Origin of the sequence: Mesorhizobium sp., assembly GCF_005063415.1 — a bacterium.
Lineage (GTDB): Bacteria > Pseudomonadota > Alphaproteobacteria > Rhizobiales > Rhizobiaceae > Mesorhizobium.
This window is the reverse complement of the sequence record NZ_SUEG01000128.1, coordinates 1-14277: the sequence shown is the minus strand read 5'-3', so window position 1 is coordinate 14277 and position 14277 is coordinate 1. Positions and strand designations below refer to the sequence as shown.

Sequence of the window (14277 nt, the reverse complement as noted above, 5' to 3'; positions counted from 1 at the left end):
CTGAGACGACCCCCTCTGGCCACTTCGTGGCCATCTCCCCCTCAAGGGGGGAGATTACGCCCGCGGCGCCTTCAACAATGAAATCCAAAACGTCCATTTCCGCGATCCTTCACGAGCGGATTGTTCCACAGGCGAGCCCGGGCGGGCGACAGGCGCCCACCTCGGGATGATCCGATCGGTTCTTTCGAACCGTCAGATCACGTAGGATCGGAGAGGCTCGAAGCCGTTGAAGGCGACCGAGGCGTAGGTCGTGGTGTAAGCGCCGGTGCCCTCGATCAGCACCTCGTCGCCGATGGTCAGCGACAAGGGCAGCGGGTACGGCGTCTTTTCGTACATCACGTCCGCCGAATCGCAGGTCGGGCCGGCGAGCACGCAAGGCGCGGTCTCGCTGCCGTCATGGGCGGTGACGATCGGATAGCGGATCGCCTCGTCCATGGTCTCGGCGAGACCGCCGAACTTGCCGATGTCGAGGAACACCCAGCGCACATTGTCGTTGTCGGCCTTCTTCGAGATCAGCACGACCTCCGACTTGATGACGCCGGCATTGCCGACCATGCCGCGGCCCGGCTCGATGATCGTCTCGGGGATGGCGTTGCCGAAATGCTTCCTGAGCGCCGAGAAGATCGCCTGGCCATAGGCTTGCGCCACCGGCACATCCCTGAGATAGCGGGTCGGGAAGCCGCCGCCCATATTGACCATCTTCAGCACGATGCCTTCGTCGGCCAGCGTCGCGAACACCTTCTTGGCGTCGGCGAGCGCGCGGTCCCAGGCGGTCAGGTCGGTCTGCTGCGAGCCGACATGGAACGACACGCCATGGGCGTCGAGGCCGAGTGCCTTGGCATGGCGCAGCACGTCGACCGCCATCGCCGGCACACAGCCGAACTTGCGCGACAGCGGCCATTCGGCGCCCTCGCCGTCGGTCAGGACGCGGCAGAACACGCGGGCGCCGGGAGCGACGCGGGCGATCTTCTCGACTTCTTCGACGCAATCCACCGCGAACAGCCGGATGCCGAGCTGGTAGGCGCGCTGGATGTCGCGCTCCTTCTTGATGGTGTTGCCGAAGGAGATGCGGTCCGCCGGCGCACCGGCGTCCATCGCCATCTCGACTTCGGCAACGGAAGCGGTGTCGAAGGACGAGCCCATCGCAGCAAGCAGGCGCAGGATTTCCGGCGCCGGATTTGCTTTCACCGCATAGTAGATCCTGGAATCGGGAAGCGCCTTCTCGAAGGCGCGGAAATTGTCGCGCACGACATCGAGGTCGACGACGAGGCACGGACCGTTCGGACGTCGGGTAGCGAGGAAGTCAAGGATGCGCTGGGTAGCCATCGGTCTCTCCATCAGCGCCTTTCGGCGCGCACAAAGGCTTGCGGACGCGGGCTCTCGGCCTCGCGAACACGCGGTGGACAAAGGCGGGACGTCAAATCCATGGAACCAGCCGGTGGAGACCCCGGAACCATGAAGCGCCGTCTCGCGGCGGTGAACCTTGGCCTTGCCCGGCCTCGGTTCGCTTTGTCTGCCTTGGCTTGGATGGGAGACCCGTCCGCACTGCCGGCAATGAAGGTGTGCCTCTTCAGTAACCCCGGTCTTTGGACGACCGGCAGAACACCAGAAAGGCCCGCACCGTCGTTGCTTCAAGGTGTCCTCGGTTGGCGGTTGGCCGCTAAACCGACTGGAGGGGTTGGCTCCAGTTACCTTACCGATTGCCCTCACCATTCGAGGATCGGCGGACACCCACAGGCACGTGCGACTTTGGGCAAGCGCGATATAAGATCGAAAGATTTCACAATCAATAAAAATCGTATGGCAGGTTGTAAAATTTGTGGCATCGAACAATGGTGCGGCAACCGGAAGAACAATGCTGCGGCAAGCACATTCGGATATCGAACGCATGACAGGCACTCGCGGCCCGCTGAACGCTTTTCTCGACCTTGATCAAGTCCCTGTTACCAATGCGCAATCCGGCCCGCTTGCCGGCTTGCGGCTGGCCGTCAAGGATATCTTCGACGTCGCCGGCTATCGCACCGGCTGCGGTAATCCGCAGAAATACAGGGAGGCTTCGCCGGCCATGGCGACCGCGCCGGCCGTCCAGGCGCTGCTTGATTCGGGCGCGCGCTTCGTCGGCAAGACGCAGACCGATGAGCTGGCGTTTTCCCTGCTGGGGCTGAACGCGCATTTCCCGTCGCCGGTTAATCCGGCGGCGCCCGACCGGGTCACCGGCGGCTCATCCTCGGGTTCTGCCGCGGCGGTTGCCGGCGGGCTTGCCCACATCGCCACCGGGTCCGACACCGGCGGCTCGATCCGTGCGCCGGCAAGCTTCTGCGGCCTGGTCGGCCTGAGGACGACGCATGGCCGCATCCCGCTCGACGGCACCATGCCGCTAGCCCCTTCGCTGGACACGTTCGGCTGGTTCGCAAGCGACATCGTCACCTACGAAAAGGTTGGCACGGTCCTACTCGGCGATGATCCGCATTCCCACGAACTGAGACGCCCCGTCGCCCTCGATGCGCTTGACGGCCTCGTGCTCGGCCCGCACGAGGCCGATGAATATCGCGCCATGGTCCGCAGTGTCGCTTCGGTGCTGGGCACGCCGCGCACCGTCGGCCCGCTGTCGCATTCCACCGACGATCTCTATTGGTGCTTCCGCAAGCTGCAAGGCTATGAAGCCTGGCAAAGTCACGGCGCCTGGATCGCCGGCGGCGACCGCATGCTGGGACCCGGGGTCAAGGAGCGTTTCGAGCACGGCGCGACCGTCGACGCGGCAACCGCGCAACGTGAAACGGAACGTCGCGTTTCGTTTCGCCTCGAACTTGCCGACCTGCTTGGCGACGACGGCGTTCTTGTGCTGCCGACCGCTCCGGGTGCCGCGCCGCTCAAGGCCGCGTCATTCGACGATTTGCAGACCTATCGCGAGCGCGCGCTGAGACTGCTCTGCCTTTCCGGCCTATCCGGTTTTCCACAAATCACGCTGCCGCTCGGCAAGGTCGACGGGGCGCCGTTCGGCCTTTCGCTGCTCGGTCCGAAGAACAGCGACCGGCAGCTGATTGCGCTGGCCGCCCGCATCCTTTCAGCCCACCAAGGAGGCGCATGACATGGATACGCTGACCCGCATGCGTGCCTTCATCGATGTCGTCGAGGCCGAAGGCTTTTCGGCGGCGGCGCGCAAGATCGGCCGCTCCAAGGCGCTGTTGTCGAAATATGTGCGCGAGCTGGAGGACGAACTCGGCGCGCTGCTGCTCAACCGGACCACCAGGCAGTTCTCCCTGACCGAGGCCGGCCACACCTATTACCGGCGCGCCTCGGAGATCGTGCGCGAGGTCGATAGCCTTGCCGATGCGGTGCGCGAATCCTCCGGTGACGTGCGCGGCAGGATCAAGCTGTCTGCGCCGCGCACCTTTGCCGACGCGCCGATCGGCCAGTCGCTGATCGATTTCGCCAAGCAGCATCCCGACATCGTGCTCGACATCCATCTCGACGACCGTTTCGTCGATCTGGTCGAAGAGGGCTTCGATCTGGCGGTGCGCATTTCGCGGCTGGAAAATTCCTCACTGATCGCCAGGCGTCTGGCGCCATTTTCGGTACGGCTTTGCGCGTCTCCCGAACTGATCGCCAGGCACGGCATGCCGGTCAGGGCGCAAGACCTTGCCCGCGTGCCTTGCATCATCGACACCAATGGCCGCTGGCTCACCAACTGGCCGTTCAAGGGCGACAGCGGCGATACGGTGAGCGTTTCGGTTTCCGGCCCGATCGAGGTCAACAGCCCGATGGCGGCAAGGGCCGCTGCCGTGGCTGGATTGGGATTTTCCATCCTGCCGGATTTCATCGCCGCGCCCGACATTGAAAACGGCAGGCTGGTGACTGCGCTCGATGACCGCATCCTGCCCGGCGGCGGCATCTTCGCCGTCTATCCGCACCGGCGCTATCTGCCTGCAAAGGTTCGCGTTTTCGTCGACTTCCTGGTGCAGTGGTTCAAGACGCTGGACAACGCATGAGCTTTCAGCCGCGTTGCGGTCCCATTTTCGCCCGCTTTCTGGTAACTGTCGGCAATTCACCGAAGCCGATTGAATCGCGACCGAGAATGCACCTGAAACGGCAAGCAATCATGCTGGCTTCGGCCTTGACCGCGACGTTTGCCGCCGTCGGACCGGCTGAGGTGCATCCCCACGTCTTTGCCGAGGCCCGCCTCGAAGTGGTCCTTAGCCCGGATCACCAAACTGTGAAGGCATTGCGCCATGTCTGGCGCTTCGACGATCTGTTTTCGAGCACTGTGATGATGGAATTCGACAAGAATTCCGACCTGAAGCTCGACGATAAGGAGTTGAAGGATGTTGCCGACACCGTCCATGCCTCGCTTGCCGAATTCAACTATTTCCAGCTCGTCACCGTCGACGGCAAGGACGTGGCAATGACCCCGCCGCCGCAGCTGATGGCCAATTTCGACAACGACCAGTTGATCATCCTGTTCGAATCTGAACCGAAGGCGCCGATCAAGCTCAGCGGCAAGATCGACATCGGGGTGTACGACCCGACCTTCTACACCGCGATCGATTTCACCGAGGATGCCCATCTGCAGGTCGATGGATTGCCGCCGACCTGCACCAGCAAGGTTGTCCGCCCGAATCCGGATGAGGCGATCGCCCAGAACCAGAAGACCCTGACCGACGCGTTCTTCAACGATCCGACGGGCACCGACATGAGCAAGATCTTTGCCACCAAGCTTGAACTGACCTGTCAGCCGGAAGGATAGATCCAGTGACGAAACCGTCCCTGCGTTTGGCAGTCGGTCTTCTGGCCGCCGCCTTTGTGATGACGCACTTTCTCGGCTCCGCCCACGCCCAGAGCTCGCTCGGCATTGGCACCAATGACGGCATGGCTCCAACCGCCACCAGCCCGTTCGCCCACATCCTGATGTGGATCAATCTGCGCCAGCAGGAATTCTATCATGCGCTTGCCGGCGCGATGAAGGCGATGCGCCAGGACGGCAGCAAGATGTGGCTGCTCATCGGCCTGTCCTTTGCCTATGGCATTTTCCACGCTGCCGGCCCCGGTCACGGCAAGGCGGTGATCTCATCCTACATGGTGGCCAATGAAGTGGCGCTCCGTCGCGGCATCATGCTGTCCTTCGTCTCGGCCCTGCTGCAGGCGCTGACCGCGATCGTGGTGATGCTGCTCGCCTATTTCGTGCTGCGCGGCACCGCGATATCGATGACCGACGCCGCATGGTTCCTCGAAATCATGAGCTATGTTTTTGTCACCCTGTTCGGCGCCTGGCTGCTGTGGCGCAAGGCTGGTCCGGCAATCCTGCGCCTGTTCGGCGCAAATCCCGGCTACAGCCTCTCGGCTGCCCATGCCGGCCATTCACATGCCGGCCATTCACATTCCGCGCATGCCCATGCGGCACATTCCCACGCGCTTCATGCGCATGACCACCACGACCATGCGCATGACCATCACGATCACGGCGCCCACGACCACCACCACGCCCATGCCGCACACGATCACCACAGCCATGCGGCGGGCGAGGTCTGCGAGACCTGCGGGCACTCGCATGCGCCCGACCCGGCGCTGCTTTCCGGCGATCGCTTCGATTGGCGCACGGCCTGGTCGGCGGTGGCTGCCGTCGGCATCCGCCCCTGTTCCGGCGCGCTGATCGTCCTGAGCTTCGCGTTGCTCAACGGCCTATGGTTTGGCGGCATCCTGTCGGTGCTGGCCATGGCGCTCGGCACCGCAATCACTGTCTCGGCGCTGGCGACGCTTGCGGTCACCGCGAAGAACTGGGCGGTGTATTTCGCCGGCGACGGCCGCATGGGCAACCGCATCCATTCCTTCGTCGAGATCGGCGGCGCCGCCTTCGTCTTCCTGTTCGGACTGCTGCTGCTTTCGGCCAGCCTGACTGGCGCCTGACCTCGTTGCGTCCGATCAGGGCGCCTTAACTAGGGATCTTGCCACCCAACTCGTCCTCGATATGGACGCGGATGATGTCGTCGAAGCTTGTTTCGGCGGCAAAGCCAAGCTCCCTGGAGCGCCGCGCCTCGAAGCGTGTCGGCCAGCCCTTGACGATCGCCCAGATCGTCTCGTCGGGCTCCTCGCGGATCAGTTTCACCGCCCTGGCGCCGGCGACGCGTTCCAGCGCTTCGATCTGCTCGCCGACGCTGACGGCGACGCCCGGCATCGTCAGGTTGCGGCGCGGGCCGACGGCGGCACTGTCGATCTGAGCCGCATAGATCAGGAAATTCACCGCCGAACGCGGGCTGGCGTGTGTGTGGACGACCGAGCGCGGCACCGGCAGGATCGCTTCATGGCCGCTCAGCGGTTCGCGGATGATGCCGGAGAAGAAACCTGAGGCCGCCTTGTTCGGCTTTCCCGGCCTGACGCAGATGGTCGGCAGCCTGATGCCGATGCCGTCGAAGAAGCCACGCCTGGTATAGTCGGCAAGCAGCGCCTCGCCCATCAGCTTCTGCGTGCCGTAGGACGTCAAGGGCGTCGGGTGGAACTCGTCCGGAATGATGTCGGGAAACGGCGCGCCGAACACGGCGATCGACGAGGTGAAGACGACGCGTGGCGTATAGGCGGCCAAACGGATGGCATCGAACAGTGCCCTTGTGCCGTCGAGATTGACGCGATAGCCGAGATCGAAATTGGCCTCCGCCTCACCTGACACCACGCCGGCGAGATGGAAGATCACGTCAGGGCGCGGCGCGACCAGATTTGCCGTCGCGCCCGGCGCCGCAAGATCGCCGGTGTGGACGCCGATGCTGACGCCGTCGAGGACCGGCGCCTGCGGCGGCACGATGTCGTGAAGGTCGAACGCGCCGATCTTGCGGCCGCCGAGTGTCCCGTCCTTGGCCAGCCTGGCGATGAGCTTGCGGCCGACCATGCCTGCCGCGCCGGTAATCAGAATGCGCATGTCATTTTCCTTTTTTGCGCTGGCTGCGGCTACGCAGCCAGAACACGACGAAGATTGCCACCATGAAGATCGCGGCGACGACGCCGGCAAGCACCGTCGAGACCTTGCCGACCGCCAGCATCACGGTTGGGAGATAATAAGCTGCGATGCCGAACAGCAGCAAAATCCAGGCAGCGCCGATCGCCGCATTGCGGGTGTCGCGGTCCATTACGCGGCCCGAGAGTAGCGGGAGTTCATGTTGATCGTTGCCAATGCCCAGGAACTCCCGAAGTCAGTGATAGTGGCCACGGTGTTGTGCCGTATCATGCGCATGCTCGTGCTCCTCATCATGCTCATGGCTATCGGCACATTGGCCGAATTCCGGTTCGACCGTGGCATGGGCTATGCCATGTTCTGCTGCTAGTCGCTTCTTGATCGCGCTGACCGCCATATGCGCGTCGACGCCCTCATTGAGGCAGGCATGCAACGTCGCCATGTTGCTGGAGCCGTCGAGCGACCAGACATGCATGTGATGCACCTCGCGCACGCCCTTGACCGAGCCTTCGATGTCCCTCGCGATCAGGTCGCGGTCGAGGCTTGCCGGCACACCCTCGAGCAGGACGTGAGCTGCCTCGCGCATCAGCGACCAGGCCGTGGACAGGATCAGCAGCGAGACCAGGATCGACAGGATCGGATCGATGGGCGTCCAGCCCGTCGCCAGGATCACCAGCGCCGCGACGATCGCCGCCGCCGAGCCGAGCAGGTCGCCGAGCACGTGCAGCATGGCGCCGCGCATGTTCAGGCTGCCGCGGTCGCCGCCATGCAGCACGTAGAACGAGCCGAGATTGACCAGCAGGCCGGCGACCGCCACGACCAGCATCGGCCCGCCGAGCACCGGAGCCGGCGCTTGCAAGCGGCCCCAAGCCTCGTAGACGATCCACAGCGCGATGGCGAAGATGGCGATGCCGTTGGTGTAGGCGACCAGCGTCTTGACCCGGCCGAAGCCGTAGGTGAGGCGCACGGTCCCCGGGCGGCTTGCAAGATGAAAGGCATACCAGGCAAGGCCGAGCGCGACGCAATCGGCAAGCATATGGCCGGCATCCGCCAGCAGCGCCAGTGAGCCGGTGAAGATGGCGCCCAGCGTCTCCGCAACCATGAAGCCGGCGGTCAGGCAGGCAGCGATCAGCACGCGCTTCTTGTCGGTCGAGCCGTGCACATGACCCGCGCCATGGCTGTCGTCATGCCCTTGCGCAGCGTGGTCGTGGGTATGCGCCATTCTATGTAGCCCTTGCTAGAGCCTGATCCATCCCGGCAGAACCGGGATGGAGGCTCTGTCTTCTTGTTTGACCATGATCTTGTCCGAAAACCGGCATCCACTTTTCGGGACCATGGTCAGGCGCCGAACTCGGCGCGAATATCCTCGAGCCGCCGCCTCTGCTGGCCATCGCTGTCGAAATTGGCCGGATCGAGCCACGCCTCATAGGCTCTGCGCAGATCAGGCCATTCCTTGTCGATGATCGAATACCACGCGGTATCGCGGTTTTCGCCCTTGACCACAAGATGCTGACGGAAAATGCCCTCGAATTTGAAGCCGAAACGTTCCGCCGCGCGCTTCGACGGCTCGTTGCGATTGTTGCATTTCCATTCGTAACGGCGGTACCCAAGCTCGTCGAAGATATACTTCATGAACAGGAACTGCGCTTCCGTCGCCGCCGGCTTTCGCGAGATCAGCGGGCCCCAATATATGTTGCCGATCTCGATGACGCCGTAGGTGGCGTCGATACGCATCAGCGTCTGGCGCCCGGCGACCTTGCCGCTGGTCTTGTCGATGACGGTAAAGAACAGCGGGTCATCGCTGGCTTCGGCCTTGTCCAGCCATGGCTGGAAGTCGGCGCGGGTCTGCGGCGGGTAGTCGAACAGCCAGGCGAAGCGATCGCCGGCATCGGCCACCGACGAGGCCTCGAATAAGCCGTCGCCGTGCTTTTCGGCGTTGAGCGGCTCCAGCCTGACAGTGCGGCCCTCCAGCACCTTGCGTCCGGGCCGCGGGCGCGGCTGCCAATTCTTGAGATTTTCCGACACCGAAAACTCCAATCCGTTTGACTTTTGCGGGCGGACGCTCACAAAAACGCACGCTCGCTGAAAGAACCACACGGACGGGAAAAATGCTCCACACGATTTCGGCCTTCGACCGCCTCGGCGAGGAAAATGCGTTCGCGGTGCTGGCGCGCGCCACGGCACTTGCCCACCAGGGCCGCGATATCGTCAATCTCGGCATCGGCCAGCCCGACTTCAAGACGCCGCAGCATATCGTCGAGGCCGCGATCAAGGCGCTGCGCGACGGCCATCACGGCTATACGCCGGCCAACGGTCTGCTGGCGACGCGTGAAGCGGTGGTCCGCCGTACGCTGGCCACCACCGGCGTCGAAGTCTCGCCGGAAGCGGTGATGATCCTGCCCGGCGGCAAGCCGACCATGTTCGCGGCAATCCTGATGTTTGGCGAGCCGGGTGCTGAAATTCTCTATCCCGATCCCGGCTTTCCGATCTACCGCTCGATGATCGAGTTCACCGGTGCTGCCCCCATCCCGGTGCCGATGCGCGAGGAAAACGGCTTCGCCTTTTCCGCCGCGGAGACCTTGGCGCTGATCACGCCGAAGACCAGGCTGCTGATCCTCAACTCGCCCGCCAATCCGACCGGCGGCGTCACGCCGCGAGCCGAGATCGAGAAGCTGGTCAAAGGGCTGGAAGCACACCCGGACGTCGCCATCCTCTCCGACGAGATCTACGATGTGATGACCTATGACGGCGAGACGCATTGTTCGCTCCTCGCCTTCCCCGAGATCCGTGACCGGCTGATCGTGCTCAACGGCTGGTCGAAGACCTGGGCGATGACCGGCTGGCGCATGGGCTGGTCGATCTGGCCGAACGGCGACAAGGGCGCGCATCTCTACGATAAGGTGCGCAAGCTGGCGGTCAATTGCTGGTCCTGCGTCAACGCACCGAGCCAGTATGCCGGCATAGCCGCCATCGACGGCCCGCAGGACGACGTCGACAGGATGATGCGCGCCTTCGACCGCCGCAGGAGGGTCGTGGTCGAGGGGTTGAATGCCTTGCCCGGCATTTCATGCATCACGCCGAAAGGCGCCTTCTATGCCTTCCCCAATGTTTCCAAGACCGGCTGGAAGGCCAAGAAACTCGCCTCGGCGCTGCTGGAGGATGCCGGCGTGGCGCTGATCGGCGGCCCCGATTTCGGCATTCTCGGGGAAGGCTATGTCAGGCTGTCCTACGCCAATTCCGAGGAGAACATCCTGCGCGCGCTGGAGCGGATCGAGGCGTTCCTGGCGAAGTGAGGACGGCGGTACACGACGGACGAAAGGAGACGCCAGATGTTCTATGCCATTCTTGCCTATCACGAGGAAGAAGCGATTACGGCACTGACGCCTGAGCAGGATGCGGCGCTGATGACCGATCTTCTCCAGATCAACGATCGGCTCTACCGGCAAGGCACCCTTGGGCCGGCGGCGCGGCTCGGCGCGACACAAGACGCCTGCACCTTGCGCGGGCCAGGCACCGGAATGGTTATCGATGGCCCCTTCGCCGAGACCAAGGAACAATTGCTGGGACTCTATGTCGTCGACTGCGCCAACCGTGACGCCGCTATCGACATTGCGCGCGATCTTCGCCGCGTCAATCCGACCGCGATCTACGAAATCCGTCCGATTTCGCTCTATTTACCCGGCGTGCCGCTTCCGGTCACGCGGCCCTGATTTAGGACCGGGTTGAGACTAATTTAGCCTCGCCCGACAAACGGCATCTTGGTCGCCATCACGGTCATGAACAGCACGTTGGCGTCGAGCGGCAGGCTGGCCATATGGAGGACGGCATCGGCGACGCGCTCGACATCCATCACCGCTTCGGCGGCAATGGTGCCGTTGGCTTGCGGCACGCCGACCGTCATCGCCTGCGCCATGTCGGTCAGCGCGTTGCCGATGTCGATCTGACCGCAAGCAATGTCGAAGGGCCTGCCGTCCAGCGCCAGCGTCTTGGTCAGCCCGGTGATGGCGTGCTTGGTCGCCGTATAGGGCACCGAGCCCGGCCGTGGCGCATAGGCCGATACCGAGCCGTTGTTGATGATGCGGCCGCCCATCGGCTGCTGCCTGCGCATGGCGCCGAACGCGGCGCGAGCACACAGGAACGAGCCGGTGAGATTGACCCCGACGATGTCGTTCCACACGTCGACCGGAATATCGTCGATCAATGTCGATTTGTAGCTCGTGCCGGCATTGTTGAAGAGCAGGTCGACGCGCCCGAAAGCCGCAGCCACCGTCTCGAACAGATCGTCGACCTGATTGGCCTTGCTGATGTCGCAGGCGAAGGCCAATGCCTTGGCCTGCGTCGGCCCGGCCGCGGCAATCGCCTCCTCCAGAACCGGCTTGCGGCGGCCGCAGAAGACCGTGTTCCAGCCGGTCTTGAGCAGCGCCGTGGCGACGCTCTTGCCGATGCCCGTGCCGGCGCCGGTGACTATGGCGGTTTTATAGTCGGTCATGGCTGTACTCCCTGAAAGGGATGAGCCATCGCAAATGACGGGAACCATGGCAAGCCGGCCCAAAGCCTGTGCTCACAAAAAGGGCGGCCATTGGCGACCGCCCCTGATCCGAACCGGGCTTGGGAGGAGGAAAGCCGATTCGACTGCCTGAATCATGCGCCCACCGGATTAACGAGAAGCTAACGCCAACGGCGCACCGGGTCTCCGCCGCCCTACCTTCAACCTACCAGCGCGAACCGGTCACCGGCTTGGCCGTGCTGCCCGCTGCCGGCACTTTCGCCGCCGTCACTGTCGCCTCGACATGATCGACCAGCGCGTCCGGCAGGCCGAGACGACCGGCAAGCAGGTCGAGATAGCCGCGTTCGGCCCGCGTGTCCGGATCGATGGCAAGACGCGAGGCGGTGTAGAGTTCCAGCTTTTGCGCATCGGTCTTGGCTCCGGCGATCAGCACATCCAGATCGAGTGGTGCCTCCAGTTCCGATATCAGGAATTTCTCCGCTTCGGCGCCGACGCCGGCGAGGCTGAGCTTGCCGGCGATCTTCTGCCGCTCTTCGTCATCGACGTGGCCGTCGGCCTTCGCCGCCGAGATCATCGCCCTGACCAGCGTCAGCGTGAATTCGTCTTCGCCCTGCGGCGCTTGCGACGGATGGAAGGCGGTATCGGCCGGCGGCGGCAGCAATTCCGGTTCGCCGGCAGCTTGTTGCTCGGCCGGCGCGTTGCCGTTCTTGTAGTTCTGGTAGGCCTTGTAGGCGAGGCCGCCGATCGCAGCCAACCCACCAAGCTTCACCGCCGCACCGGTGACCTGACGGCCTGGGCCGGTTCCGAGCAGCACCGCGGCCAGCGCACCGGCGGCAAGCGGATTGTCCTTGGCCATCTGCACCGCCTGCCCTGCCTTGTCGCGGACAGTCGATCCGGTACCGGGAACTTGCGAGCCGAGCAGATCGTCGAGGAGCTTCTTGGGATCGAACATCTATGCCTCCAGAATTGGCCCGGCCGAAGGTGCGCGGGCAGGTTTGGACGTCGAAGACCTAGGTCCCGCAGTTTGACATTACAATGACGGGGTGCATGCTTTTGCCCGCTGCCACGCATGACCTCGCACCGACATCTGCTGGGATTTCACGCGGAAATCAAAGTGCTGCAGCCTCCTTCCGCGCCCAAAAAAACACGCGACGCTCTGGACATTGGACGTGTCGAAACCGCCCCCGACTTCGACTAATGTCGCGGCATGTCGCTTGAGAGGAGCCTGGCATGACCGATGAGACAGACCGCGAACCGGCACACGACCCCCAGGAACTGGAGCGCCTGCTGATTTCGCGGCAGTGGGTCGGAGACATTGACGGCATGGCCGCGCTTTTTGAGCCGCATGCAGTCATCGACAGCGGTGGCGGACAACTGACGTTCGGCCGCGAAGCCATCCGAACGCTGTTCGCGGAGATCACCGCAGCCGGCCGAAAATTTCAATCCGGAGATCAGCGTCCGGCTGTCATCAATGGCGACCTGGCGCTCACCTCGACCCGGCTTCCCGACGGCACGATCACTACCGAGGTCGCGCGCCGGCAGAACGACGGGACATGGCTGTGGGTCATCGATCGCTTCTCTGTTGCTTAACGTGAAGTTGATCGACGTGAAGCTAACTTCCGATGTGGCGGTCGCCGCGTGCTTGCGCCAGCTCGACCTGTCGCTGGCGCTCGGCGTAACGGGAGCGATCTTCGTCCGAGCGGGCATCGAAGCAATGCGGGCATGAGACGCCGGTAGCATATTTCGGCGACAGCCGGTCTTCTGCCGCCAGCGGATGCCGGCAGGCGCGGCAGAGTTCGGCCTCGCCTTCGAGCAGCCCGTGCGATACCGAAACGCGCTCGTCGAAGACGAAGCATTCGCCTTGCCACAGGCTCTGTTCGGCAGGGACGTCCTCGAGATATTTCAGAACGCCGCCCTTGAGGTGGAACACATCCTCGAAGCCGAGCGACTTCACATAGGCCGTCGCCTTCTCGCAGCGTATGCCGCCGGTGCAGAACATCGCGACCTTGCGCCCCTCGAGCTCATGCCGATGCTGCTCGACCCAGGCCGGGAATTCGCGGAAGCTGGTGGTGGCGGGATCGACAGCGCCCTTGAAGGTGCCGAGCGACACCTCGTAGGCGTTACGCGTGTCGATGACGATGGTGCCTGTATCCGAGATCAGTGCGTTCCAGTCAGCTGGCGCAACATAGGTGCCTGCACCTGCCGCCGGATCGATATTCTCCACGCCCATGGTGACGATCTCGCGCTTCAACCGCACCTTCATGCGGTGGAACGGCATCGTTGCGGCGCTGCTGTATTTGATCTCGAGGCCGGCGAGACCGTCGATGGATTCGAGATGACCGATGAGCGCCGCGATAGCCGCTTCACTGCCGGCGACCGTGCCGTTGATGCCCTCACGCGCCAACAGCAGCGTGCCTTTGATGCCGCGTGCGCAGCAGAAGGCGGCGAGCGGCGCGCGCAGCGCCTCGAAGGTGTCGAGCCGGGCGAAGCGGTAAAGCGCGGCAACACGGACGGCTTGGCTGGACGGTGTCATCACCAAGCCACTAAACGCTCACGACAGCCGGATCAAGGCAGAGCCGGGAGCGGTCTGACCGCGGGTGCGTTTCGAACACCACGCGTGACATCGCGACACGCCGCGTTTCGTGGACAGAAAAACCGCCTTCTGCTAACCGGTCGACTTGATCAACAGAGGAGAGACGACGAATGCCCAGCACGACCGAAAAGCTCCTGTCGCTCCTCAACGGCCAGCCGGTCATACCGGTGCTGAAGATCGCCAATCCCGCCGACGCGGTGCCGCTGGCCCGCGCGCTGGCCCCGCGGCGGCCTGCCGGCG

Annotated in this window: 15 protein-coding genes and 1 pseudogene; 8 read left to right on the top strand and 8 right to left on the bottom strand. The window is 63.7% G+C overall.

The window, feature by feature from the left end:
* Positions 1-192 precede the first annotated feature (192 nt).
* The gene (odc2, locus tag E5W70_RS25165) at positions 193-1326 is read right to left on the bottom strand and encodes an ornithine/lysine decarboxylase (RefSeq protein WP_292663573.1); all 1134 of its coding nucleotides are present in this window, start codon (positions 1324-1326) and stop codon (positions 193-195) included.
* A 562-nt stretch (positions 1327-1888) separates the two neighbouring features.
* Between odc2 and E5W70_RS25160 the strand changes: the two genes are divergently transcribed.
* The 4 genes from E5W70_RS25160 (at position 1889) to E5W70_RS25145 (ending at position 5901) form a co-directional block, all read left to right on the top strand.
* Positions 1889-3088, top strand: coding sequence for an amidase (locus E5W70_RS25160; RefSeq protein WP_292663571.1), 1200 nt, complete (start codon positions 1889-1891; stop codon positions 3086-3088).
* A 1-nt stretch (position 3089) separates the two neighbouring features.
* The gene (locus E5W70_RS25155; protein WP_292663569.1) at positions 3090-3989 is read left to right on the top strand and encodes a LysR family transcriptional regulator; all 900 of its coding nucleotides are present in this window, start codon (positions 3090-3092) and stop codon (positions 3987-3989) included.
* Positions 3990-4075: 86 nt separating this feature from the next.
* Positions 4076-4744, top strand: coding sequence for a DUF1007 family protein (locus E5W70_RS25150; RefSeq protein ID WP_292663567.1), 669 nt, complete (start codon positions 4076-4078; stop codon positions 4742-4744).
* Entirely contained in the window at positions 4741-5901 is a 1161-nt protein-coding gene (locus E5W70_RS25145) for a nickel/cobalt transporter (protein WP_292663577.1), read from the top strand. Before E5W70_RS25150 ends, E5W70_RS25145 begins: the two co-directional genes overlap by 4 nt.
* Positions 5902-5926: 25 nt before the next feature.
* Here the strand turns inward: E5W70_RS25145 and denD are convergent, their stop codons facing one another.
* From denD to E5W70_RS25125, 4 genes are all read right to left on the bottom strand, one after another.
* Positions 5927-6904 (bottom strand): D-erythronate dehydrogenase, encoded by a 978-nt coding sequence (denD, locus tag E5W70_RS25140; RefSeq protein ID WP_292663565.1) that lies wholly within the window; start codon positions 6902-6904, stop codon positions 5927-5929.
* A 1-nt stretch (position 6905) separates the two neighbouring features.
* The gene (locus E5W70_RS25135) at positions 6906-7112 is read right to left on the bottom strand and encodes a hypothetical protein (protein ID WP_031211377.1); all 207 of its coding nucleotides are present in this window, start codon (positions 7110-7112) and stop codon (positions 6906-6908) included.
* Between the two features lie 63 nt (positions 7113-7175).
* Entirely contained in the window at positions 7176-8159 is a 984-nt protein-coding gene (locus tag E5W70_RS25130) for a cation diffusion facilitator family transporter (protein WP_292663561.1), read from the bottom strand.
* 116 nt (positions 8160-8275) lie between these two features.
* Positions 8276-8962 (bottom strand): GNAT family protein, encoded by a 687-nt coding sequence (locus tag E5W70_RS25125; protein ID WP_292663559.1) that lies wholly within the window; start codon positions 8960-8962, stop codon positions 8276-8278.
* 83 nt (positions 8963-9045) lie between these two features.
* Between E5W70_RS25125 and E5W70_RS25120 the strand changes: the two genes are divergently transcribed.
* A complete protein-coding gene (locus tag E5W70_RS25120) occupies positions 9046-10230 on the top strand; it encodes a pyridoxal phosphate-dependent aminotransferase (RefSeq protein ID WP_292663557.1) in 1185 nt (394 codons plus the stop codon).
* A gap of 36 nt (positions 10231-10266) precedes the next feature.
* Entirely contained in the window at positions 10267-10647 is a 381-nt protein-coding gene (locus E5W70_RS25115; RefSeq protein WP_292663555.1) for a YciI family protein, read from the top strand.
* A 23-nt stretch (positions 10648-10670) separates the two neighbouring features.
* Here the strand turns inward: E5W70_RS25115 and E5W70_RS25110 are convergent, their stop codons facing one another.
* Both E5W70_RS25110 and E5W70_RS25105 read right to left on the bottom strand, forming a co-directional pair.
* Positions 10671-11426 (bottom strand): SDR family oxidoreductase, encoded by a 756-nt coding sequence (locus E5W70_RS25110; protein ID WP_292663553.1) that lies wholly within the window; start codon positions 11424-11426, stop codon positions 10671-10673.
* Between the two features lie 223 nt (positions 11427-11649).
* On the bottom strand, positions 11650-12396 hold the full coding sequence (locus E5W70_RS25105) for a tellurite resistance TerB family protein (protein ID WP_292663550.1): 747 nt from the start codon (positions 12394-12396) through the stop codon (positions 11650-11652).
* 278 nt (positions 12397-12674) lie between these two features.
* Between E5W70_RS25105 and E5W70_RS25100 the strand changes: the two genes are divergently transcribed.
* Positions 12675-13034, top strand: a complete 360-nt coding sequence (locus tag E5W70_RS25100) for a nuclear transport factor 2 family protein (protein WP_292663549.1) — start codon at positions 12675-12677, stop codon at positions 13032-13034.
* Between the two features lie 22 nt (positions 13035-13056).
* On the opposite strand, the gene E5W70_RS25095 is transcribed toward E5W70_RS25100, so the two are convergent.
* Positions 13057-13977, bottom strand: a complete 921-nt coding sequence (locus E5W70_RS25095; protein ID WP_292663547.1) for a rhodanese-related sulfurtransferase — start codon at positions 13975-13977, stop codon at positions 13057-13059.
* Positions 13978-14147: 170 nt separating this feature from the next.
* Between E5W70_RS25095 and E5W70_RS25090 the strand changes: the two are divergent.
* Positions 14148-14277, top strand: a pseudogene (locus E5W70_RS25090) (keto-deoxy-phosphogluconate aldolase); the annotation flags it as partial.

Excerpts from the sequence above, each read along its gene's own strand:
- E5W70_RS25155 (WP_292663569.1), top strand. The coding sequence starts at position 3,090 with ATGGATACGCTGACCCGCATGCGTGCCTTCATCGATGTCGTCGAGGCC.
- E5W70_RS25130 (WP_292663561.1), bottom strand. The coding sequence starts at position 8,159 with ATGGCGCATACCCACGACCACGCTGCGCAAGGGCATGACGACAGCCAT.
- E5W70_RS25095 (WP_292663547.1), bottom strand. The coding sequence starts at position 13,977 with ATGACACCGTCCAGCCAAGCCGTCCGTGTTGCCGCGCTTTACCGCTTC.
- E5W70_RS25115 (WP_292663555.1), top strand. The coding sequence starts at position 10,267 with ATGTTCTATGCCATTCTTGCCTATCACGAGGAAGAAGCGATTACGGCA.
- E5W70_RS25100 (WP_292663549.1), top strand. The coding sequence starts at position 12,675 with ATGACCGATGAGACAGACCGCGAACCGGCACACGACCCCCAGGAACTG.
- E5W70_RS25110 (WP_292663553.1), bottom strand. The coding sequence starts at position 11,426 with ATGACCGACTATAAAACCGCCATAGTCACCGGCGCCGGCACGGGCATC.
- E5W70_RS25135 (WP_031211377.1), bottom strand. The coding sequence starts at position 7,112 with ATGGACCGCGACACCCGCAATGCGGCGATCGGCGCTGCCTGGATTTTG.
- E5W70_RS25105 (WP_292663550.1), bottom strand. The coding sequence starts at position 12,396 with ATGTTCGATCCCAAGAAGCTCCTCGACGATCTGCTCGGCTCGCAAGTT.
- E5W70_RS25160 (WP_292663571.1), top strand. The coding sequence starts at position 1,889 with ATGACAGGCACTCGCGGCCCGCTGAACGCTTTTCTCGACCTTGATCAA.
- E5W70_RS25150 (WP_292663567.1), top strand. The coding sequence starts at position 4,076 with ATGCACCTGAAACGGCAAGCAATCATGCTGGCTTCGGCCTTGACCGCG.
- E5W70_RS25120 (WP_292663557.1), top strand. The coding sequence starts at position 9,046 with ATGCTCCACACGATTTCGGCCTTCGACCGCCTCGGCGAGGAAAATGCG.
- denD (WP_292663565.1), bottom strand. The coding sequence starts at position 6,904 with ATGCGCATTCTGATTACCGGCGCGGCAGGCATGGTCGGCCGCAAGCTC.
- odc2 (WP_292663573.1), bottom strand. The coding sequence starts at position 1,326 with ATGGCTACCCAGCGCATCCTTGACTTCCTCGCTACCCGACGTCCGAAC.